This window comes from Flavivirga algicola, assembly GCF_012910715.1.
Taxonomy (GTDB): domain Bacteria; phylum Bacteroidota; class Bacteroidia; order Flavobacteriales; family Flavobacteriaceae; genus Flavivirga; species Flavivirga algicola.
Map to the genome: position 1 here is coordinate 275,745 of NZ_JABBHF010000004.1, position 20,447 is coordinate 296,191.

The window sequence follows — 20,447 nt, forward strand, 5'->3', positions numbered from 1 at the left end:
AGTGTTAAATAAGAGATATAAAGACGGTTTTTAAACCGTCTTTTTTTATTTTTGCAAACGTATATTTTTATAGAAATAATGTTATTTGATGGATTACAAAAAAATAAGTCGGTACGTGGTTTTAGGAGTTTTGTTTTTTCTTCCTGTAATGTTTTTGTTGTTTCTATATCCAGCAACCCATAATTACACACCACTTGATATTGTTAATGAGTCGGTTTTAGATTTAGAACAATTTTCTTCAGATTCAGAAGAACAAATCCTTTTAAAAGATCATATTACAGTGTTGGGGTTTTTTGGGAGTCGTCCTTTAGATAAAGCAACAACGGCATCTAATTTAAAAGAACTGGTATACGATAAATTTAAGGGTTTTAAAAAATTTCAAATAGTTATACTCATGCCTCAGGGTACACAGGCGGCTGTTGATGAACTCAAAGCAGAAATTAGCTCGTATGAAGATTTGAGGTTTTGGCATTTTGTCTTTGGAGGATACAAAAATATTCAAAAGGTGTTCTTTAGCTTAAAAAGTAACGCAAACCTTTCAGAGTATTTAGACACAGATCAAGTATTTATTATAGATAAAGATTTGAACCAACGTGGGCGTCTTGACGATCGAACTGATAACGAAATTGAAAAAAACAAATCTATATATGGTCTAGATTCTTATGATTGTATCGAAGTAGCAGAAATAAAAAATAAAATGAGCGAGGATATGCGTATTTTATTTACAGAATATAGGCAGAAAAGAAAGGGAGAATTTAATTCTGATACAAGAAGAGCTAGTGATTTAAAGGCTGAATTAAATTGAGTTGTTGTTCTACAGTTTATATTGAACAGGTAGTCGAAATAAAGCCAAGAATCTACTTAATGAACTTTCAAACTAAGAATTATTAGGATTCCTGCCTTGCAGAAAGGAAATCAACACAAATTGCAGGGATTATAAAAACAAAAAAAATGAGTAAAAAAACGAATTATTCATATATAGGAATAGCATTTATCATTCTGGTTTTTGGCATTATTTTTATACCGAAAATTGTAGATAGAATTTCTAATAAAGACATTATAAGAAACGAAAGTAGAAGTGATTTTGCTGATGATAAGAAGTCTACAGTGTCAGATTTAGCTTTTATTGAAATAAATGGAGAACCCAAAAAAGTACCTGCTTTTTCTTTTACAAATCAGGAAGGGAAAACAATAACCAATAAGGATTATGAAGGCAAGGTTTATGTTATAGAGTTCTTTTTTACAACATGCCCGACTATTTGTCCAAGAATGAATGCAAACCTGATTCAAATTCAAAATACCTTTAAAGATTTTAATGATTTTGGCGTAGCGTCATTTACCATAAACCCAGATTATGACACACCAGAAATTCTTAAGGCTTATGCCAATAAATATGGGGTCACAAACCCCAATTGGCATTTAATGACAGGAAACAAGGAAACCATTTACAAGTTGTCAAATGAAGGGTTTAATTTATATACTGCTGAAGAAGCAGACGCAGCGGGTGGATTTGAGCATTCTGGTAATTTTGCTTTAATTGATAAAAACGGATACATTCGATCGAGAAAAGATAATTTTGGTAATCCGATTATTTATTATAGAGGCATCATCTCGGAAGTCGAGCAAGTTGATGACGATGGTGTAGAAGAAGAAATTAGTATATTAAAAGAAGATATTAAAAAATTGCTTAATGAGTAGCTCAAAAGAAATTCTAGACACTAAAAAATACAATAAATTAATAGTTGTATTATCAGTATTAATACCAATAGTTGTAGCTGCTTTATTTGGAATAAAAATTCCAAATGTTAAACCATTAGCATTTTTACCCCCTATTTATGCCACGGTTAATGGAATAACCGCCATCGTTTTAATAATAGCAGTGTTTCAAATTAAAAAGGGAAACAGAGCCATGCATGAAAAACTTATGAAGCTGGCTATCATACTTTCTGTGTCGTTTTTAGTGATGTATGTGGCCTACCATATGACTAGCGATTCCACTAAATTTGGAGGTGAAGGCACTATAAAATATGCCTACTATTTCATATTATTGACGCATATTTTATTATCGATCATCATTATTCCATTTGTATTAATTACTTATGTTAGGGGGATTACAAACAATATAGAAAAGCATAAAAAAATAGCAAAAATAACATTTCCTTTATGGTTGTATGTTGCTATAACTGGTGTTATCGTTTATATTATGATCTCACCGTATTATTAATGAAACTCTGCTTCAAGGAGCAGGCACTTTGAACTTGAAGTAGTTCGTTGAATTAATCCCGCCATAGGGCGGGATCTGTAAACTTTAATATTTGGCGTCATTCTGAGTGAAGCATAAGAATCTGTAAAATGAAAAACAAAATACTCTTTTTGGTCTTTACCTTTCTCTTTTTTTTAGAGACTAATGCGCAGTGTGCTATGTGTCGCGCTGTTTTAGAAAGCGAAGAAGGGCAAACGGCAGCAGAAGGGATTAACGATGGCATTGTATATTTAATGGCTATTCCATATATTCTTGTTGGAGGCTTGGCATATTTTATTTATAAGAAATACAATAAGTTAAATAAATAATAAAAACTTTTCGGAACAATTTTTGTAACATTTCTTTGTCTTTTAAGTCTAACTGTAAAGCTCTATAGTTTTGCACTAATCAATCGAAGAAATGTTAAAAATAAATCAGTTGCACAAATCCTACCCAATAGGAGATTCTAGTTTACATGTTTTAAAAGGTATAGACCTTAAAGTTGAAGAAGGTGAAATGGTAGCAATCATGGGATCTTCAGGCTCAGGTAAATCTACATTGCTAAATATAATAGGGATGTTGGATGAAGCCGACTCTGGGGATTACATATTGGATGGATTACCAATAAAAGATCTTACCGAAAAGAAAGCCGCTGTATATAGAAACAAGTTTTTAGGATTTATTTTTCAGTCATTTAACCTTATTAATTATAAAAATGCTCTGGAAAATGTAGCATTACCTTTGTACTACCAAGGTATGAAACGAAAGGAACGTCAGGAAAAAGCCTTGTTTCATTTAGAAAAGGTAGGCTTGGCAGATTGGGCGCAGCATTTACCAAAAGAACTTTCTGGAGGACAGAATCAGCGTGTTGCGATAGCTAGAGCCCTAGCAGCAAATCCTAAACTGTTGTTGGCAGATGAGCCTACAGGAGCCTTGGATACAAAAACATCGCACGAGATCATGGCATTTATCCAACAATTAAATGATGAAGGTAAAACCATTTTAATGGTAACGCATGAAGAAGACATAGCTAGTATGTGTAAGCGTGTTGTTCGCTTACGTGATGGTGTTATTATGGAAGACAAGAAAGTAGAACAAGTAAGGGCAGAACAGTATGTTTGATTTAGACCTTTGGCGGGAAATATTTCAGAGTATTAATAAAAATAGAACCAGAAGTTTATTGTCTGGTTTTACAGTAGCATTTGCCATTCTATTGTTCACCATCCTTTTTGGAATTGCTAATGGTCTAAACAATACTTTTGCTGAAGCTTTTGGAACAGATGCAACAAATTCTATAGTTATATTTCCTGGGAGAACAAGTAAAGCGCATAAAGGGCTTCAAGCTGGACGGCGCATTCAATTTAAAAATGAAGATTATGATTATCTATTGGACGAATTTGGTGATAAAGTACAATATATAACATCTAAAGTACATAGGAACGTAAATGCTTCGTATAAAAACAAAAAAAATAATTATCAAGTAAGGGCAGTCCATCCAGAATACATGTTTATTGAAAATACTCAAATAAAAGATGGACGTTATATTAACCAAAACGATTTAAATAATAATGTTAAGGTAGCTGTTATTGGTAAAGTCGTTGAAGATGATTTGTTTTTAAAAACGAATCCAATCGGAAAATATATTAATCTGAATGGAATTCAATATAAGATTGTAGGGGTTTTCACAGATGATGAAGGTTATAATGAGGAAAATGTAATTTATACCCCATTAACAACTGCGCAAAAACTTTATGGGAATAATGATTACATAGATTTAATGCATCTAACCTTTAATCCGAAATTAAATTATAACCAAGCGATTTCTTTTGGGAATAATATTACTAAAAAAATGAAAGACCGTTTTTCTGTAGCCAGAAGTGACCAACGTGCTATAAGAGTTCAAAATATGGCAGAAGGAACCAAAGCTGTTGGACAAATGACTTTTGGGCTCAATGTTATTATTTTGGTTATCGGTTTTGGGACACTTATAGCTGGTGTTGTAGGGATTAGTAACATTATGATTTTTATTGTAAAAGAACGCACAAAAGAAATAGGAATCCGTAAAGCATTAGGTGCTTCCCCTAGATCAATTGTTTCAATTATTTTAATTGAAAGCATTATTATAACTGCGATTGCAGGATATTTTGGTTTATTAATAGGGATGGGAGTGCTAGAATTGGTAGGACCTAGCTTAAAAACATACTTTATAAAAGACCCTGGTGTTAGTACTAGTTTGGTTATTGGAGCTACTATTACTTTAATACTTGCAGGAGCCATTGCAGGTTATTTGCCAGCAAAAAAAGCATCAAGAATAAAACCTATAGTAGCACTAAGAAACGACTAATATGTTTAAGTTTTTATTTGATAGAGATACCTGGCAAGAAGTTTACGATAGCTTTAGTAAAAATAAATTAAGGTCTGTTTTGACGATGGTAGGTGTTTGGTGGGGCATTCTATTATTAATTGGATTATTAGGTTCTGCCAGAGGATTAGAGAACTCATTTAATCGTTTATTTGGTGATTTTGCAACCAATAGTGTTTTTATTTGGGGGCAAAACACAGGCAAGCCATTTAAAGGATTTCAAGAAGGAAGACGTGTACAATTATCGTTGCGCGATACAAAATTGATTAAGGAGAATGTTGAAGGCATTGAGTTTGTTGTTCCAAGAAGTCAGAATCAAGCAACAGTTGTTAGAAATTTCCTTTCTGGGAGTTTTAGAATTGCTGGCGATTATCCATTGTTAGATAAAGTTGAAAAGAAGAAGCTAATTCATGGACGTTTTATCAATCAAAATGATATTGATTTTGACAAAAAAGTAGTTGTTTTATCAGAAGACGTCTATAAACAGCTCTTTGAAAAAAATGAAAACGCTATAGGAGCGTATGTCCAAATAAACAATATAAACTTTAAAGTTATTGGGATGTTTAAAACTTCTAATATCAATATGGGGCCACCAATAGATATGCATATTCCATTTACTACATTTCAAGGAATTTATAACACAGGAGATAAAATTGGTTGGATGATGATTACTGGGGAACTGGAATATGATATTGTACAAATAGAAAAGGATGCCAAGTTACTATTAAAAAACTTAAATGATATACACCCAAAAGATAATAGAGCTTTGGGTAGTGCTAATGCTGGAAAAGAGATTGGAAAAGTGACAGGGTTTTTAACGGGAATGCAATTTTTAACATGGTTTGTTGGTATAGCCACATTAATTGCAGGTGTATTTGCCATAGGTAATATTTTGCTTATTACTGTAAAAGAACGAACCAAAGAAATAGGTGTACGTCGTGCTTTGGGAGCTACTCCGTTTGAGATTAAAAGACAAATAGTTGTTGAAGCGGTTTTCTTAACATTAGTTGCTGGTATTTTAGGAATCATATCAGGAGGATGGATTTTAATAGGCCTGGATGCTGCTTATGGTCAAGGAGATGATGCAGCTATAGTGAATGCATCCGTATCTATAGCCGTTGTATTTATAGCATTAATAATATTAGTGATTTTAGGAACTTTAATCGGATTAATCCCCGCATTTAAAGCAACAAGTGTAAAACCAATAGAAGCATTAAGAGAAGAATAAACAATCAAAAAAATGAATAAAACAGTAAGAATTATTTTAATAATAGTAGCTATCATACTATTAGCATGGGTATTAAAATATTTTAAAGATGCCAATTCAAAAGATGTTGTAGACTATAAAGTTGAAGCGCCATTTTATACTTCAATAAACACCAAAGCAGTGGCAACAGGTAAATTAAATCCAGAAGAAGAGATTGAACTAAAGCCACAAATTTCGGGTATAGTCGATAAAATACTTGTTGAAGAGGGAGACATTGTAAAAAAAGGCGATCTAATTGCTAAGATTAGAGTTGTTCCCAACGAACAGAGCTTAGTAAGTGCAAAGAGTAGAATTGCATCTGCTAGATTGTCTTTCGATAATAGCAAAGTGTTATATAACAGAAATAAGACACTGTTTGATAAAGGTGTTATTTCTGTTCAGGATTTTGAAAACAGTGAGCTATCATACAATCAGGCGAAAGAAACATTAGCACAAGCACAAAACGATTACCAAATTATTAAAAGAGGATCTATTTCTGGTGGTAACGCGGCAAATACAAATATTATAGCACAAATATCGGGAACCATTTTAGAAATTCCTGTTCGAGAAGGTGATCAGGTGATACAAAGTAATAATTTTAATGCGGGAACAACCATTGCAACCATTGCCGATATGAGTCTCATGATTTTTGAAGGTAAGGTTGATGAAGCAGAAGTTGGGAAGCTAGAAGAAGGCAAAGAAATAAAGGTAGTGCTTGGTGCTATAAATGATAAAGAATTTCCAGCTAAGTTAACTTTTGTAGCCCCAAAAGGAAAGGAAGAAAATGGTGCTGTTCAATTTACAATTAAAGCAAATGTTGCCGTAGATTCGACTACCAATATAAGAGCTGGTTATAGTGCTAATGCAGAAATAGAAATTGAGAGCAAGGATAGTGTTTTAGCTATTAGAGAAGCTTTGCTTCAATACAATAAAATTACAGAAAAACCTTTTGTAGAGATATTGAATGGTGATAATAAGTTTAAAAAAGAAAATGTGAAGCTAGGGCTTTCAGATGGTATTAATGTTGAAATCACAGAAGGTGTAAAAGAAGGCGATCAGGTTAAAGTATGGAACAAGGCATCGAAAGATAATGAAGACGAAGATAATAACGACGAAGATTAATGATTAAGTTTAAACCACAAAAAATGAAACAATATTTTTTTGCATCAGTATTTCTGTTAATAGGTTTAACATTATCTGCACAAGAGAAAAAATGGACGCTCCAGGAATGTGTTAGTCATGCCTTAGAAAATAATATTACGGTACAGCAAACAGAAAATTCTATATTAATTAACGAACAGGATATTCTCGCTGCCAAAGGTAATTTTTTACCATCGGTTAGTGGTGGTCTAGGACAACGTATGAGTATTGGATCTGGTTTCGACCCCGTTTCTAACGAAAGAATAAATAATCAAACAACACACTCTTTTAATTATAATTTAAGTGTGAACCAAACGGTGTTTAATGGTTTTAGAACGTTGAATTTATACAAACAATCACGTTTAAATCAAGAGATAACGAATTTGGAATTAGCCAGAATTAAAGACGATATTTCTCTAAACGTGGTTAACGCTTATTTAAATGTTTTATTTAATAAAGAAAATTTAGAAACAGCTCAGGCACAAAATGATTTTTCAGAAAAACAATTGCAGCAAGTCAAAGATTTAGTTGATGCTGGTGTACAGCCAAGAGCAAATATATTTGATGCCGAAGCTACTTTAAGTAGGGATTCGCAGCAAGTAACAATTGCCGAGAACAATTTTAATCTATCCCTGCTTACTCTATCTCAGCTATTACAGGTGCCGTTTAATGGGTTTAATGTTGAAATTATTGATGTAACAACACCATCAGAAGCCTTGTTGTATAACGATGTTTCTCCTATTTTAAATTATGCTATAGAGAACAGGAATGAAATTAAAATAGCTAAAAAGAACATTGAAAATGCCGAATTAAATACAGAGATTTCTAAATCGGGTTATTTGCCATCTGTAAACTTTAGCTATGGCTTTGGTTCTGTATGGAGTGAATCTAAAAACGATTTCATCAAACAGGCTTATTTTAGAGAATTGGATTTGAATAAAGGACATAACTTTAATTTGAATATTAATATTCCTATTTTTTCAAGATTCCAGAATAAAACAGCAGTTTCTAAATCAAAAATTAGAGAAGCGAATAGTAAACTTAGTTTAAATCAAGCAAAATTAGATTTAGAGTCGAATATACAAAGAGCTTATACAGATGCGCAAGCAGCATTGAAAGCATACTTAGCAGCAAAAACATCTTTAGAATCTCAGGAACTAGCCTTTGGGAATTCAAAAGAACGTTATGATATAGGAAGTATGACGGCTTTTGATCTGGAACAAGCTAGAGTGCAATTAATAAATGCACAATCATCTTTAATAAATGCGAAGTATGATTTTGTTTTTAAGACAAAAGTTTTAGACTTTTACATGGGAAAATCTTTAACTAATTAATTTATAAGAATGGCTGAGGTTTTTTGAAAGGCTTAATTTTTAAACTAGTAAGTAAACAGATTGCACTGTCGTTCTTCCTTAGCAATGACACTCAAGAGAGCATTTCAAAAGAACCAAATATTTTGACATAAAAAAATGAGTACATACATTTTAAATATAGAAACGGCAACGACGAACTGTTCGGTTTCGGTTTCAAAAGATGGGGAAACCATCGTTTTAAAAGAAGATTACGATAAAAATTATTCACATGCCGAAAGACTACATGTTTATATTGTCGATGTTTTAAAGGAAGCCAATATATCTTTAGATGATATAGAGGCTGTTGCGGTAAGTAAAGGCCCTGGTTCTTATACGGGTTTGCGAATTGGAGTTTCGGCAGCAAAAGGGCTTTGTTTCGCTATTGATAAGCCTTTAATATCTATTTCTACTTTGGAAGCTTTAGCACATCAGGTTACTTGCAATGAAGGGGTTATTATTCCTATGCTAGATGCGAGGAGAATGGAAGTATATGCTGCTGTTTTTGATGCTGGTTATAATCAAATAAGAGCTACAGAAGCACAGATTTTAGACGAACATGCCTTTGAAGATTATTTAGAAGCTGGAAATGTTTACTTTATTGGCAATGGCGTTGAAAAAGCGAAAACATTAATTAAGCATCCAAATGCCATTTTTATTGATGATAAATTACCATCAGCAAATGAAATGGGCCATTTGGCTTATAACAAATATAAAATAAGCGACACAGAAGATGTCGCTTATTTTGGTCCATATTATTTAAAAGACTTTGTAGCTTTGAAGCCAAAAGCCAAATCTCTTTAAGCCTTTTTCTGAATTTCAACTTTATGTGGGTACGGAATTTCTATACCAGCAGCATCTAAAGCTTCTTTTACATTTTCGGTAATTCCGAAGTAAACATCCCAATAATCATCCGCAGTACTCCAAGGTCTTACAGCAAAATTTATCGAACTATCAGCCAATTCCATAACATCTACTGTTGGGGCTGGTTCTTTTAATACTTTAGGGTGCGATGTTAAAACATGCGTTAAAACCTCTTTGGTTTTCTTAATATCAGAATCGTAACCAACACCAAAAACTAAATCAACACGTCTTGTACCCTCAGTGGTATAATTAATAATATTTCCATTTGATAAAGACCCATTAGGAATAATAATTTCTCTGTTTGAAAGTCCTGTTAATTTGGTTGTAAAAATTTCAATTTCTTTTACAACACCAAGTTCACCTTGCGCTTCTATTAAATCACCAATTTTAAAAGGTTTGAAAATCATAATTAAAACACCTCCGGCAAAATTAGCTAAAGAACCTTGTAATGCTAAACCAATGGCTAAACCAGCTGCTGCTAAAATAGCTGCAAATGATGTGGTCTCAACACCTAACTTAGCTAAAATGGTAAGGATTAACAAAATCTTTAAAACCCACCCTAAAAGGTTTAGTAAAAACTTTTGCAAGCTTTCATCATAATTAGCTTTTGTCATTACTTTTTTGGTGCCTTTTAGGAGCTTTTTAATAACCCAAGAACCAATAATCCAAATAGCAATAGCTGCTAATACACGCGGGCCAAAATCTATAATAAGAGCATACCCTTTATCAATCCATTTTTCTAAATTCATAATTTTTTAATAAATATTTTTAATGTTAAATTAAACTCACTATTAAAGCTATAATTGCTGGAACAGCTTGAACGTAAAATAGTTTTATTTTCTTTGTTGAGTAAGACCCATAGATACCTGCTATGGTCACACAAATAAGGAAGAAAATAGCAAGTATTATGTCTTTTTGTACAATTGAAAAAATTAAGCCTGCGGCTAAAAAACCATTATACAACCCTTGGTTGGCGGCCAACACTTTAGTCTCTTCTGCAAATTCTTTAGATTTTAAACCGAAGGTTTTCATGCCTTTTGGCTTGGTCCATAAGAACATTTCTAAAACCAGAAAATAAACATGTTCTAAAGCAACTATAGCAATTAATAAAATGGTTAAAAAAGTCATTCTTTTAATAGTTTTATGGCCTTATCGACTTCAGATACAGGAAGTTTACATGCTTTGTTTACACATACATAAATAAATGTATTGTTAGGTTTGTATCTGCTTTCTAATAAAGGTAAATTATTATCTGTAGTGCTGCCTGCAATAAGTTTATTAGGAATATACGTTTTATTTAATTCGGTGATTTTTTGCTTCGCGTCTTCTCCAACAATAGCAACTTCGTAGTATGGATTTGTATAATTTAACATTAAATCTAACCAGTTGGAATAAGCCGACGGATACTCTTGCATTTCTGGTTTTACATTATTTAACATGCTTATAGCAGTTTCTCTATAATGTACATTATCAAAATAATGAGATAGCTTGAAGAGATTCTTTGCCATAATGGAATTACTGGCAGGAATCACATTATCTCGATATTCAATACTTCTGGAGACTAGCGATTCATCTTCATCCGAGGTGAAATAAAACATTTTACTTTCCTCATTAAAAAAATGATCGAACGTATAATTAGCTAAATCTCTAGCGGTAGTAAGCCATGTTTCGTTTAATGTATTTTCATAGAGTGCTAAAAAAGCATCAATGGTAGCAGCATAATCTTCTAAATAGCCATTAATATTGCTTTTACCGTTTTTGTAATTATGAAACAAGCCACCATCTTCTCGCAATTGATTCTTAATGATGAAATTGGCATTTTTTTCTGCAGAAGCCAGATAAGAAGGCTCACCTAAAACTCTATAGGCATCAATATAACCTTTAAGCATTAAAGCATTCCAGGAGGTGAGTGTTTTATCATCTAAACGAGGTTTAGAGCGCTTATTGCGAATGGCTGTTAAGATTTGTTTCCAATGTTTTTTCTTTTCAGTTAGAAGATCTTTTGTTAGATCATATTTTTTGATAATTTTTTCATCATCATCTTTTCTAATTAAAACATAATTTCCATGCTCCCAAAGCCCGTAACTATTAATATTGTAATAATCAGAAAACAACTCATAATCATTTTGTAAAATGGTCTTTAAGCTATCTTTTTGCCAAACATAAAAAGCTCCTTCTTCTAATTCCCCCTCAGGTGTATTGCTATCGGCATCAAGTGATGAGTAAAACGCCCCATTTTCGGTAGTCATTTCACGTTTTATATATGCTAAAGTTTCTGTGACAATATCTTTATACAAGTCATTTTTAGTAATGAGATAAGCATCCGAATACAAACTCACTAACTGTCCATTGTCATAAAGCATTTTCTCAAAGTGGGGTACATGCCATTTTTCATCGACCGAATACCTGGAAAAACCACCACCAATTTGATCAAAAACACCACCATAAGCCATTTTTTTAAGTGTTAAATTCACATAGTCCTGTAGTTTTTCATCATTTGTTTGATAAGCATACCTTAATAAAAAATGGTAGTTGCTGGGCATCATAAATTTAGGTGCCCTGTTCATGCCACCTTGATCGTTGTCAAACTGATCAGACCAGATTTTAACAGCATTATTTATATATGCACTTTCAAAAACAGGCGCATCTGTATTTAGATTTACAATGTCTAAAGTCTTTAATCCTTGTTCGAGCTTATCGGCATATTCATAAAGCTTTTCAGGTTTCTCAGCATATAACTCCGAGATTTGCTCCAAAGCACTTATCCATTGCTTTTTAGGTACATAGGTTTCTCCCCAAACGGGTCTTCCATCTGGTAAGGCAATCGCATTTAAGGGCCAACCACCGCGGCCAGTCATAAGTTGTACAGCATTCATGTACACTTGATCTACATCTGGCCGTTCTTCTCTATCAACTTTTATATTTATAAAGTTTTTATTCATTATTTGAGCCACCAAACTATCTTCAAAGCTTTCATGTTCCATAACATGGCACCAATGACAAGCAGCATAGCCCACACTTATTAATATTAATTTATTTTCGGCTTTTGCTTTTGCTAGGGTATTTTCATTCCATGCATTCCAATTTACAGGATTATGGGCGTGTTGTAATAAGTACGGACTTGTTTCGTGTACAAGGTCGTTGGTATATTTATGTTCCATGGGTTTTGTGTTCTGACCTTTACAGCTTATAATTAAAATAGTAAATAAAAGTAGTTGTATGTGCTTCATTTACCAAAGTTAGCAAAATAAATACCAATTTAACCATGAAATATCCCATATAAATTGTTTCTTTTTAAGTATAAACGAGATACAAAAAAAGCGTTCATTTTTTGAACGCTCAACTTGTTAATCAAAAGGAATTCTTCGACGCTATGCGTCTGGATTTCTATTAAACCCGCCTGCTGGCAGGCAGGTTGTTATTATCGTGAAAACGAGAATCTGATATGTCAGTTTTACTCTACTTCAAATGTGATTTTAAGATTCACCCTAAATTCTGTGACCTCACCATCTTTTACACTGGCACTTTGATCTTGTACATATACAGAACGAATGTTTTTTAAACTTTTTGATGCATGTTTCACTGCTTTTTTAGTTGCATCTTCCCAGCTTTTATCTGAGTTTGATAAGATTTCGATTACTTTTAATACTGCCATGTTTTTAATTTTTAAGTTATTATATTTTGACACAAACAGAATAGAAAAGTCACTCCAAATTTAACCGTTTATGGCTTCTACCATGTTAACTTTACCAGGAAGCATTTCCTTTAGCATGTTTTCTATACCACTTTTAAGAGTATAAGTAGATGATGGACAACCACTGCATGCTCCTTGAAGCATCACACTTACATTTTTGGTGTTTTCATCGTAGGATATAAATTGGATATTACCACCATCGCTCGCAACGGCTGGTTTTACATATTCTTCCAGAATATTTATTATGTCTTTGGAGGTATCATCTAATGTTTCAAAATGATTATCTAATTGCTTGGTCGTTTTTTGTAAGGTCTCAGCAGCATCTGCCAATACAACGTCTTTTCCGTTTTCAATATAGTTTTTTATAAACTCACGAATTTGTATCGTAATATCTTGCCATTCTGCAATATCGTATTTGGTAATCGACACGTAGTTTTCATCTATAAAGACACTTTTTACAAAAGGAAAATGAAATAACTCAGTGGCTAATGGCGATAATTTAGCTTCGTCAATAGATGTGAATTCAAAAAGTGTCGTTACTATTTTTTTATTGGTAACAAACTTCATGGCCGAGGGGTTCGGTGTACTTTCGGCGTAGACTGTTACCGGGATTTTTTTTGCAACAGCGGCAGATTCTTCTATAACGATGCCACCATCATTTAAATACGCTTCAATTTGTTCGGCAACCTCGTCTTGAACGTCGTTCCACTCCACGATGTCATAGCGCTCTACTGCAACAAAATTACCAGAAATATAAACCTTTTTCACAAATGGTAAGTAAAATAACTGTTGGGCTAAAGGAGAGGGTTTAGCCTCGTCGATATTATTGAATTCAAAGCTTTGATGCTTTGTTATAAATTGATTTAATTCAAATTTAATGATGGTATTGTTTGATGTTTCTTGCACGGAAACCTTGAAAGTGTTCATTTTAGCTAATTTTTTACAAAAATACTAAAAGAAAACGTAGTTATCCATATATTTGAGTTGTATGATTTATAGTTTAAAATAAAAGGTAAGGTTTTTTAGCTTTATCTTTTTTTATCCTTAAATTTTTAAGAATCAAAATATTAAATATTTAACGAAACCTACTTGGGATGAAATTGAAAAGTATTCTAATGGTAGCCATATGGGTATTATTCACTCATATAGCAACTTCGCAAGAGGGGTTGCCTATATATACCGATTACCTCACTGATAACTATTATTTGATTCACCCATCTATGGCTGGTGTTGCTAATTGTTCTAAAATTAGGCTTACAGCCAGACAACAATGGTTTGGACAAGATAATGCGCCTAAACTTTTAACTTTAAGTGTAAATGGCAGAATAGGTGAGTCTCAATCTGCAGTTGGAGGGATTTTATATACTGATAAAAATGGATATCACTCGCAAACAGGGGCTTATGTTACTTATGCACACCATTTAATGTTTTCTAGAAGTGAAATTGATTTAAACATGTTGTCCTTTGGTTTAAGCGCTGGGATTATTCAATATAAGCTAGATGAGACATCTTTTTTGTTTGACGGTCCAGACCCTATAATTGATGGAATAGTACAAAGTCAGGGCTATTTTAATATGGATTTTGGGTTTTCTTATCATTTTCTGGATTTTTATGCGCATGGAACAGTAAAAAATATACTGAAGAATGCTGGTGTTAATAATGATATTGAGATAACCAGTAACTTAAGACGTTATTTGCTTTCTGCTGGATATGTTTATAATAAGTTTGGAAGCAAGTGGAGTTTTGAGCCTTCGTTGATGTTTCAATATAAAGATGGGACCCAAGAGTCGTCGATTGATATTAATGGAAAGGCTTATAAGGAAATGGATTTTGGTAAAATTTGGGGCGGCTTGTCATATAGAACAAGCTTAGATGGAGCCGAATTCTTAACAAGTTCTAACACTATAGGTAGTCAGAGGCTACAACAAATAACACCTATTTTGGGTGTTAACTATAATGATTTTATGTTTGCATATACGTATACCTATCAAACAAACTCGGTGGTATTTACCAATGGCGGTTTTCACCAATTTACATTAGGGTATAACTTTAATTGTAAGCGGAAACGTTTTGAGTGTAAATGTCCAGCGGTTAATTAAAACTTGTCATTGCGGGGAGTCAGCCTGTTCTGAGCCTTTTGACTTTAGTTTACCTAAGTATCTGAGTTTAGCTAAAAGTACTCAAGACAAACTAAAATGAACGTGTGGCAATCTGCTTATTGTTTTCTTAAATCATTAATTTGAAGAAATAGTTTAGTTCTTTGTTTAAGCGCAGTCTAGATATCTTAAAATTTTAAAACATTTCGACTACGCCCGATGAGACAACTCTAATTTTTTTAGATAGCCATTTATTTTTATTTCCAACGATACTTCTTCCTTTTGGCCTGTTCTTTTATAGCTTTGGTCATGGCATTTTCTAAGCCGTTATCAGTATCTTTTTTCTGCTTGGCGATATACGACTTACGCTTTGTATTAAGTTCTTGAATTTGTTTTTGAATAGCCTCACGCTCTTTACTTTTCTTGGCTACATAGGTTTTAATTTCGTCTTTGGTTTTTCCTTTTAGTTCTTGAGGTAAAGCATCATCTTTAATATCTTCGATAACAATTTCTTCTTCCTCTACGGCATCTACTAAATCCCATGTTTTATTTTTGTATAAATGAGAGCTTTTGCTTACTGTTCTACTTACGGCATTTGCTTTACTGTACTGCCCGGCATTAGAATCTTGTCGTCTTTGAAGTTCCTTTTTTCGCGTCCCCATTTGCCCATAAACCACATAAGTTTTATTTAGTTTCTTATTTAATATTAAAATGGCATCATCATAAGGAGATGCTATGTGTACGGTTGTTTTATTTTGATTGATAGCTATATAATCACCATTTGTTAATTGAGCGCCATCTTTCCAAGAAGAAGAAACGCCTTGGTTGTAATCACCACAAAAAATCGTATTTATAGTAATATCTTTTTCTTTTGCATTGGTTGATGCATCTTTATAATTTATTTTTCCTTGAGTGAATGGTTCATTACCAGCAATAAAAATAAGTTTCAGATCATCTGGGTTTTTGCCCCAATCTAATTGATTTAACGAGGTTTGTATCACCTGTCCGCAATATTCTTCACCGCCATTGGTCGTTAGCGAAAATAGTTCTTCGGAGATTTCATCTAAATCGTTACTAAAAGCTAATACTTGCCTAATGTAACCTTCATGTCCGCTTAGTCTATCGTTACCATATTCATATAGAGCAATTTGTAAATTGGGTTTGTTGGTACCACATTTTGCATAGGACAATTCGTTTACAATATCCCAAAGTTGGGCTTTGGCTTGATCTATAAGCCCGTCCATACTATTACTGGTATCTAATAAAAGTGCTACTTTAATAAATTGTTTACTAGGGTCATGATAGGCTTTTTCTGTTGGGGTATATGCCAAATCTTGTTTTTTATTGTTTGCATGGCAAGCAATAAATCCTGTTAACGCAATAAAGAATAGACCTGTTTTTAAGTGTGTTTTCATAAGATTATTGTTTTCTGATTAACACAGTAAATCTATGAGCAACTTAGTTCTTAAAAAAAGCAGAATGAGTGAAGCACACATTTGGTTGAGTAAAAAGGTCTTTTTAGTATGTAAAGCCCTTTTTTTAGTATTATAAAACCACAGATTTATAAAACCATCATTTTATTATACCAACGAAAGTACGTAAGTTTATCTATTATAAAATGACCTATGCGAATAGTTATTAAATACCTATGGTTTTTATGCATCATGCTTAGCACGGCAAATATGTTAGCTCAAGTGTATGATGAGGATGTGGCCCAAGCACCGAGATTTACCATTAGGGGCTCTGTAATTGAAAGTGATACACGTAACCCTATTCCAAATGTTAATGTAGAAGTTAATGGAGGTGCTTATACAACCACAGATTATGCAGGCGATTTTAGAATTGAAGCGAAAAAAGGAGATGAACTTATTATAAGACACAAAGATTTTGAAACGGTCTATTATACCATTCAAAGCAATGAGCGTATTACCGTTGAGGTGGAGTCTAATAAAGAAGAAACCGAGTATAAAAAACTTAAAAAGTTTTCTAGGTCGAACCCCAATCAATTTGAATCATTAATAGATTCGGCAGAAACCTATTTAAAAAAAGATGCTAAACGTAGTATTAAATTTATCGAAAAAGCACTTATAGAAAGTAATTCTGTAAAAGAAAATGCTGAAACATATGAGGTTCTGGGGGATATTTATATGTTTTGGAAACAGTATGATTTAGCGGTTTCTAATTATAGAATTAGTAATCAGAACATGAAAACTAATATTGTTAAATTAAAATTAGCTAATGCATATAAACTGAATAAAAACTATCAGGAAAGTATTCAAACGTATCAAGGAGTTAATAAAAAAGGATTATCTAATTGGCAACAGGTTCAGCTACACGAAGGTCTTGGAGATGTCTATCTTTTAACTAAAAACTACCCGCTCTCTATTGATAATTACGAAAAAGGATTAGCTATTGCCCAAAAGCATTTAATAACACCCAAAATAACAGATTTAAACTCAAAAATAGCCCAGGCATACAATGCCAAAGGAGAATTGCAAAAAGCAGAAGGGTATTTTAGTAAATCTATGAAGCTTGCCAATACAGAAAACAGAAAACGAGCTGCTGAAGAAAAAGTCAAGGCTGCCGATTTTCAAAGCACTAATAACAATTATACTAGTGAGATAGCATTAAGAAAAGAAGCTTTAGAAGATATAAACGATTTTGAAAACGATTCTGTGCTGGATAATGAAAGTGCTTTAACTCCTCAAAAGCAAAATTATAAAATAGGAAATGCCTATGCATTGCAAAAAGACTACGAGAATGCTATTTCATATCTTGAAGAGAGTATTGAGGTAGCAGATAGTAAGGAAGACCTTATTGTACAGAAAGATGCTACCAGAAAGTTATCTGAAATCTATAGAGATGCCGGACAATTTGATAAAGCACTTGTTGCATATCAAAGTTATGTTGATTTAGTGGAAAAATTGTATACTAAAAAAGAACAAGAAATATCGCAAGCCACAAGGTTTAGTAAAGATATTGTTAGTAAACAAAATAGAATATTAAGCTTGGAAAGTGATAGGACATTGACAGAGAGTCAATTTAAATTGACTGCCGAACAGGCCAAACGTCAAAAATTAATCATTTATTCGCTTATAGGTGGTGTTTTATTACTATTAGTTACTGCGCTTTTTATGTTTAAATACATTAGGCAACAGCGATTGGCGAATAACTTATTGGCTCTAAAAAGTTTGCGCAGCCAGATGAATCCTCATTTTATATTTAATGCCTTAAATTCTGTAAATAGCTTTATTGCATCAAACGATGAGCGCACAGCCAATAAATATCTCACGGATTTTTCGTTGTTGATGCGTGCCGTTTTAGAGAATAGTGAAGAGGATTTTATACCACTTGAAAAAGAAATCAAACTGTTGGAATTGTACACCAAATTAGAACATTTTAGGTTTCAAGACAAGTTCGATTATAGCATCAATATTGATGAAAATATCAATGTTCAGGATTTTGTAATACCTCCTATGTTGTTACAACCTTATATTGAAAATGCAGTATGGCATGGGTTACGTTATAAAAAACTAAAAGGGCATTTACAGATTGGGATTGCTCAAATAACATCAGCCGAAATAAAAATCATGATTGCAGATGATGGCATTGGGCGAGAAAAATCGAAAGCCCTAAAAACCGAGAATCAGCAAAAGCAAAACTCAAAAGGGATGGGGAATATTAAAAAACGTGTTGCTATTTTAAACGAAATGTATAAAGATAAAGTGGACGTGCTTGTTGATGATTTTCAAAAGGGAGAAGATGTGGGTACTAAAGTTGTAGTAACACTTAAAAAAGATTAATAATGAAAAAAACACTTAAAAAGAGACTAAAAAAAGGCGTATTCTATTTAATACTATTATTTGTAATTCTATTTGTTTTTAGAATCTTTTACGGATATACAGAATATCCTAATGCCGTAGTTAGCAGCAATACTTTTTTTGAAGAAATAGCAAGTAGTCGTGTTAATTATGCTTCAAAAAAGTATAAAATGAAATCGAGTATTAATAACTCACAGAACGTTATCAATGTAGATCAGAAATATGAGAAAATTGCTACTGTTAATACCAAGTCTTCCGAATTTGAAAAGGAAAAGAAGTCATTAAATAAAGAAATTAAGAATCATGAAGCTATTATTCAATTCGAACAAAATAGTGGAAATAAAGGAAATAGAAAATTACAATTGTTAATTGGGGTACAGCCCGAAAAATTTGATAGCTTGTATGTTTCTTTATCTAAAATAGGGAAAGTCCAATCAAAAGAAATCACAAAAAAAGATAAAACAAACGAGTACAAACAACTTAATGCAAAAAAAGAATCGCTTTTAAAAATTAGAAGTTCTCTTATTGAATTAAAGTCCAAAGGTGGTAAAATTCAGGAATATATTGAATTGGAAAATAGGATATTAAGTATTGAAGAAGAACTGCAAGGTTTAGGTGTGCAATTAGGAAATTATGATGAAGAAAATGAATTTTGCACTATTAAATTTTCATTGATAGAAGGCATAGAAAATAAAATAGGTTTGATGCACCGTATAAAAGTTGCTTTAGATTGGACCGTTTCAACTTATATGCAATTAATGATAATCCTGTTTTTTATAGTAGGCTTGGTCTATTTGATTTTGTTGATTTTGGACAAATTAAATTTATTCAATAGTATCATTAAAAATTTAAACAGTTAAATGAAATTAAACGCTATCATAGTAGAAGACGAAGAAACTAGTCGAGAGATTTTAAAGAACTATCTTAAAAAGTACTGTCCAAATGTATCCGTTTTAGGAGAAGCAGCCAATGTAGATGAAGCTCTGATTTTAATTAGAAATAATGATTTAGACGTGGTGTTTTTAGATGTAGAAATGCCTTATGGCAATGCATTTGATCTATTAGATAAGGTAGGCGATATTAATTTTGAAACTGTTTTTGTAACGGCCTATAACCATTATGCTATGGATGCTTTGAATGCACATGCCTCATATTATCTTATGAAACCTATTTCTATTGATGAGCTTATTAAGGCTGTCGATTATGTTACCGAAATAAAAACGAAAGAAGATGTGCTGCAAAACCAGGTGCTTATTCCAAAAACGAAAGGTGTGGATGGAAAAATAACCATTCCTCAATTAGATGGTTTCGAGGTTATAAATATGTCTGATATTTTATACTGTAAAGCAGACGATAATTATACGGAGATATATCTCAATACAAATAAAAAGAAGTTGGTTAGTAAGACGCTCAAATATTTTGAAGAAGCTTTAAACAATGCTAGTTTTGCACGTGTACATAAATCATATCTAGTTAACGTAAACGAAGTTGTAAAATATGTAAAAGGAAAAGGGGGGAGCGTGGTTCTTAGTAACGGAAAGGAAATTATGGTATCTGCTTCAAAAAAATCAGATTTGTTATCGTATTTTAAATAGCTTTTTTGTCATTCCCGCGGAGGCGGGAATCCCATGAA

Annotated in this window: 20 protein-coding genes; 14 read left to right on the top strand and 6 right to left on the bottom strand. The window is 32.7% G+C overall.

Annotation, left to right across the window (positions count from 1 at the left end; translation table 11 throughout):
- Positions 1-88: 88 nt before the first annotated feature.
- The 10 genes from HHX25_RS08640 to tsaB all read left to right on the top strand — a co-directional run bounded on the left by HHX25_RS08640 (position 89) and on the right by tsaB (position 9,143).
- Positions 89-805: a hypothetical protein gene (locus HHX25_RS08640; protein ID WP_169672192.1), complete on the top strand. Its 717-nt coding sequence runs from the start codon at positions 89-91 to the stop codon at positions 803-805.
- Positions 806-951: 146 nt separating this feature from the next.
- Entirely contained in the window at positions 952-1,698 is a 747-nt protein-coding gene (locus HHX25_RS08645) for an SCO family protein (protein WP_169672194.1), read from the top strand.
- Positions 1,691-2,224, top strand: coding sequence for a DUF420 domain-containing protein (locus HHX25_RS08650; RefSeq protein WP_169672196.1), 534 nt, complete (start codon positions 1,691-1,693; stop codon positions 2,222-2,224). Before HHX25_RS08645 ends, HHX25_RS08650 begins: the two co-directional genes overlap by 8 nt.
- Positions 2,225-2,352: 128 nt before the next feature.
- Positions 2,353-2,571: a hypothetical protein gene (locus HHX25_RS08655; RefSeq protein WP_169672197.1), complete on the top strand. Its 219-nt coding sequence runs from the start codon at positions 2,353-2,355 to the stop codon at positions 2,569-2,571.
- Positions 2,572-2,662: 91 nt separating this feature from the next.
- On the top strand, positions 2,663-3,364 hold the full coding sequence (locus HHX25_RS08660; RefSeq protein ID WP_169672199.1) for an ABC transporter ATP-binding protein: 702 nt from the start codon (positions 2,663-2,665) through the stop codon (positions 3,362-3,364).
- Positions 3,357-4,586 carry an ABC transporter permease gene (locus tag HHX25_RS08665; RefSeq protein ID WP_169672201.1) on the top strand — a complete coding sequence of 410 codons (1,230 nt, stop codon included), beginning with the start codon at positions 3,357-3,359 and terminating at the stop codon, positions 4,584-4,586. The genes HHX25_RS08660 and HHX25_RS08665 overlap by 8 nt, the downstream gene beginning before the upstream one ends.
- A gap of 1 nt (position 4,587) precedes the next feature.
- Complete coding sequence (locus HHX25_RS08670; protein WP_169672203.1) at positions 4,588-5,832, top strand: ABC transporter permease; 1,245 nt, start codon at positions 4,588-4,590, stop codon at positions 5,830-5,832.
- A gap of 12 nt (positions 5,833-5,844) precedes the next feature.
- A complete protein-coding gene (locus tag HHX25_RS08675; RefSeq protein ID WP_169672205.1) occupies positions 5,845-6,972 on the top strand; it encodes an efflux RND transporter periplasmic adaptor subunit in 1,128 nt (375 codons plus the stop codon).
- A 23-nt stretch (positions 6,973-6,995) separates the two neighbouring features.
- Positions 6,996-8,324 carry a TolC family protein gene (locus tag HHX25_RS08680; protein ID WP_169672207.1) on the top strand — a complete coding sequence of 443 codons (1,329 nt, stop codon included), beginning with the start codon at positions 6,996-6,998 and terminating at the stop codon, positions 8,322-8,324.
- A gap of 135 nt (positions 8,325-8,459) precedes the next feature.
- Positions 8,460-9,143, top strand: coding sequence for a tRNA (adenosine(37)-N6)-threonylcarbamoyltransferase complex dimerization subunit type 1 TsaB (gene tsaB, locus HHX25_RS08685; RefSeq protein ID WP_169672208.1), 684 nt, complete (start codon positions 8,460-8,462; stop codon positions 9,141-9,143).
- On the opposite strand, the gene HHX25_RS08690 is transcribed toward tsaB, so the two are convergent.
- The 5 genes from HHX25_RS08690 to HHX25_RS08710 form a co-directional block, all read right to left on the bottom strand.
- Entirely contained in the window at positions 9,140-9,952 is an 813-nt protein-coding gene (locus HHX25_RS08690) for a mechanosensitive ion channel family protein (protein ID WP_169672211.1), read from the bottom strand. The two genes, tsaB and HHX25_RS08690, sit on opposite strands and share 4 nt — an antisense overlap.
- Positions 9,953-9,977: 25 nt before the next feature.
- Positions 9,978-10,331 (bottom strand): DUF1304 domain-containing protein, encoded by a 354-nt coding sequence (locus HHX25_RS08695; RefSeq protein ID WP_169672212.1) that lies wholly within the window; start codon positions 10,329-10,331, stop codon positions 9,978-9,980.
- Positions 10,328-12,433: a thioredoxin domain-containing protein gene (locus HHX25_RS08700; RefSeq protein WP_394352859.1), complete on the bottom strand. Its 2,106-nt coding sequence runs from the start codon at positions 12,431-12,433 to the stop codon at positions 10,328-10,330. The genes HHX25_RS08695 and HHX25_RS08700 overlap by 4 nt, the downstream gene beginning before the upstream one ends.
- Positions 12,434-12,657: 224 nt before the next feature.
- Positions 12,658-12,858 (bottom strand): dodecin family protein, encoded by a 201-nt coding sequence (locus HHX25_RS08705; protein WP_169672214.1) that lies wholly within the window; start codon positions 12,856-12,858, stop codon positions 12,658-12,660.
- Positions 12,859-12,918: 60 nt separating this feature from the next.
- Positions 12,919-13,824, bottom strand: coding sequence for a NifU family protein (locus HHX25_RS08710; protein ID WP_169672217.1), 906 nt, complete (start codon positions 13,822-13,824; stop codon positions 12,919-12,921).
- Positions 13,825-13,991: 167 nt separating this feature from the next.
- Here HHX25_RS08710 and HHX25_RS08715 point away from each other — a divergent pair, with 167 nt between their 5' ends.
- Positions 13,992-14,996 carry a PorP/SprF family type IX secretion system membrane protein gene (locus HHX25_RS08715; RefSeq protein ID WP_169672219.1) on the top strand — a complete coding sequence of 335 codons (1,005 nt, stop codon included), beginning with the start codon at positions 13,992-13,994 and terminating at the stop codon, positions 14,994-14,996.
- Positions 14,997-15,250: 254 nt separating this feature from the next.
- Here HHX25_RS08715 and HHX25_RS08720 read toward each other — a convergent pair whose 3' ends face one another.
- Positions 15,251-16,408 carry a vWA domain-containing protein gene (locus HHX25_RS08720; RefSeq protein WP_169672221.1) on the bottom strand — a complete coding sequence of 386 codons (1,158 nt, stop codon included), beginning with the start codon at positions 16,406-16,408 and terminating at the stop codon, positions 15,251-15,253.
- Between the two features lie 210 nt (positions 16,409-16,618).
- On the opposite strand from HHX25_RS08720, the gene HHX25_RS08725 reads away from it, so the two are divergent.
- The 3 genes from HHX25_RS08725 to HHX25_RS08735 are packed head-to-tail and all read left to right on the top strand — an operon-like array spanning position 16,619 to position 20,409.
- Positions 16,619-18,796 (top strand): histidine kinase, encoded by a 2,178-nt coding sequence (locus HHX25_RS08725; protein WP_169672223.1) that lies wholly within the window; start codon positions 16,619-16,621, stop codon positions 18,794-18,796.
- A 2-nt stretch (positions 18,797-18,798) separates the two neighbouring features.
- Positions 18,799-19,674, top strand: a complete 876-nt coding sequence (locus HHX25_RS08730) for a DUF4349 domain-containing protein (protein ID WP_169672225.1) — start codon at positions 18,799-18,801, stop codon at positions 19,672-19,674.
- Complete coding sequence (locus HHX25_RS08735; RefSeq protein ID WP_169672227.1) at positions 19,675-20,409, top strand: LytR/AlgR family response regulator transcription factor; 735 nt, start codon at positions 19,675-19,677, stop codon at positions 20,407-20,409. It abuts the gene before it with no gap.
- Positions 20,410-20,447: the final 38 nt, after the last annotated feature.

What these genes read in the sequence shown, in the direction of transcription:
- HHX25_RS08655 (WP_169672197.1), top strand. Translation starts at nt 2,353, where the DNA reads ATGAAAAACAAAATACTCTTTTTGGTCTTTACCTTTCTCTTTTTTTTA.
- HHX25_RS08675 (WP_169672205.1), top strand. Translation starts at nt 5,845, where the DNA reads ATGAATAAAACAGTAAGAATTATTTTAATAATAGTAGCTATCATACTA.
- HHX25_RS08710 (WP_169672217.1), bottom strand. Translation starts at nt 13,824, where the DNA reads ATGAACACTTTCAAGGTTTCCGTGCAAGAAACATCAAACAATACCATC.
- tsaB (WP_169672208.1), top strand. Translation starts at nt 8,460, where the DNA reads ATGAGTACATACATTTTAAATATAGAAACGGCAACGACGAACTGTTCG.
- HHX25_RS08650 (WP_169672196.1), top strand. Translation starts at nt 1,691, where the DNA reads ATGAGTAGCTCAAAAGAAATTCTAGACACTAAAAAATACAATAAATTA.
- HHX25_RS08645 (WP_169672194.1), top strand. Translation starts at nt 952, where the DNA reads ATGAGTAAAAAAACGAATTATTCATATATAGGAATAGCATTTATCATT.
- HHX25_RS08690 (WP_169672211.1), bottom strand. Translation starts at nt 9,952, where the DNA reads ATGAATTTAGAAAAATGGATTGATAAAGGGTATGCTCTTATTATAGAT.
- HHX25_RS08680 (WP_169672207.1), top strand. Translation starts at nt 6,996, where the DNA reads ATGAAACAATATTTTTTTGCATCAGTATTTCTGTTAATAGGTTTAACA.
- HHX25_RS08725 (WP_169672223.1), top strand. Translation starts at nt 16,619, where the DNA reads ATGCGAATAGTTATTAAATACCTATGGTTTTTATGCATCATGCTTAGC.
- HHX25_RS08715 (WP_169672219.1), top strand. Translation starts at nt 13,992, where the DNA reads ATGAAATTGAAAAGTATTCTAATGGTAGCCATATGGGTATTATTCACT.
- HHX25_RS08700 (WP_394352859.1), bottom strand. Translation starts at nt 12,433, where the DNA reads ATGAAGCACATACAACTACTTTTATTTACTATTTTAATTATAAGCTGT.
- HHX25_RS08730 (WP_169672225.1), top strand. Translation starts at nt 18,799, where the DNA reads ATGAAAAAAACACTTAAAAAGAGACTAAAAAAAGGCGTATTCTATTTA.
- HHX25_RS08665 (WP_169672201.1), top strand. Translation starts at nt 3,357, where the DNA reads ATGTTTGATTTAGACCTTTGGCGGGAAATATTTCAGAGTATTAATAAA.
- HHX25_RS08735 (WP_169672227.1), top strand. Translation starts at nt 19,675, where the DNA reads ATGAAATTAAACGCTATCATAGTAGAAGACGAAGAAACTAGTCGAGAG.
- HHX25_RS08720 (WP_169672221.1), bottom strand. Translation starts at nt 16,408, where the DNA reads ATGAAAACACACTTAAAAACAGGTCTATTCTTTATTGCGTTAACAGGA.
- HHX25_RS08705 (WP_169672214.1), bottom strand. Translation starts at nt 12,858, where the DNA reads ATGGCAGTATTAAAAGTAATCGAAATCTTATCAAACTCAGATAAAAGC.
- HHX25_RS08670 (WP_169672203.1), top strand. Translation starts at nt 4,588, where the DNA reads ATGTTTAAGTTTTTATTTGATAGAGATACCTGGCAAGAAGTTTACGAT.
- HHX25_RS08695 (WP_169672212.1), bottom strand. Translation starts at nt 10,331, where the DNA reads ATGACTTTTTTAACCATTTTATTAATTGCTATAGTTGCTTTAGAACAT.
- HHX25_RS08660 (WP_169672199.1), top strand. Translation starts at nt 2,663, where the DNA reads ATGTTAAAAATAAATCAGTTGCACAAATCCTACCCAATAGGAGATTCT.
- HHX25_RS08640 (WP_169672192.1), top strand. Translation starts at nt 89, where the DNA reads ATGGATTACAAAAAAATAAGTCGGTACGTGGTTTTAGGAGTTTTGTTT.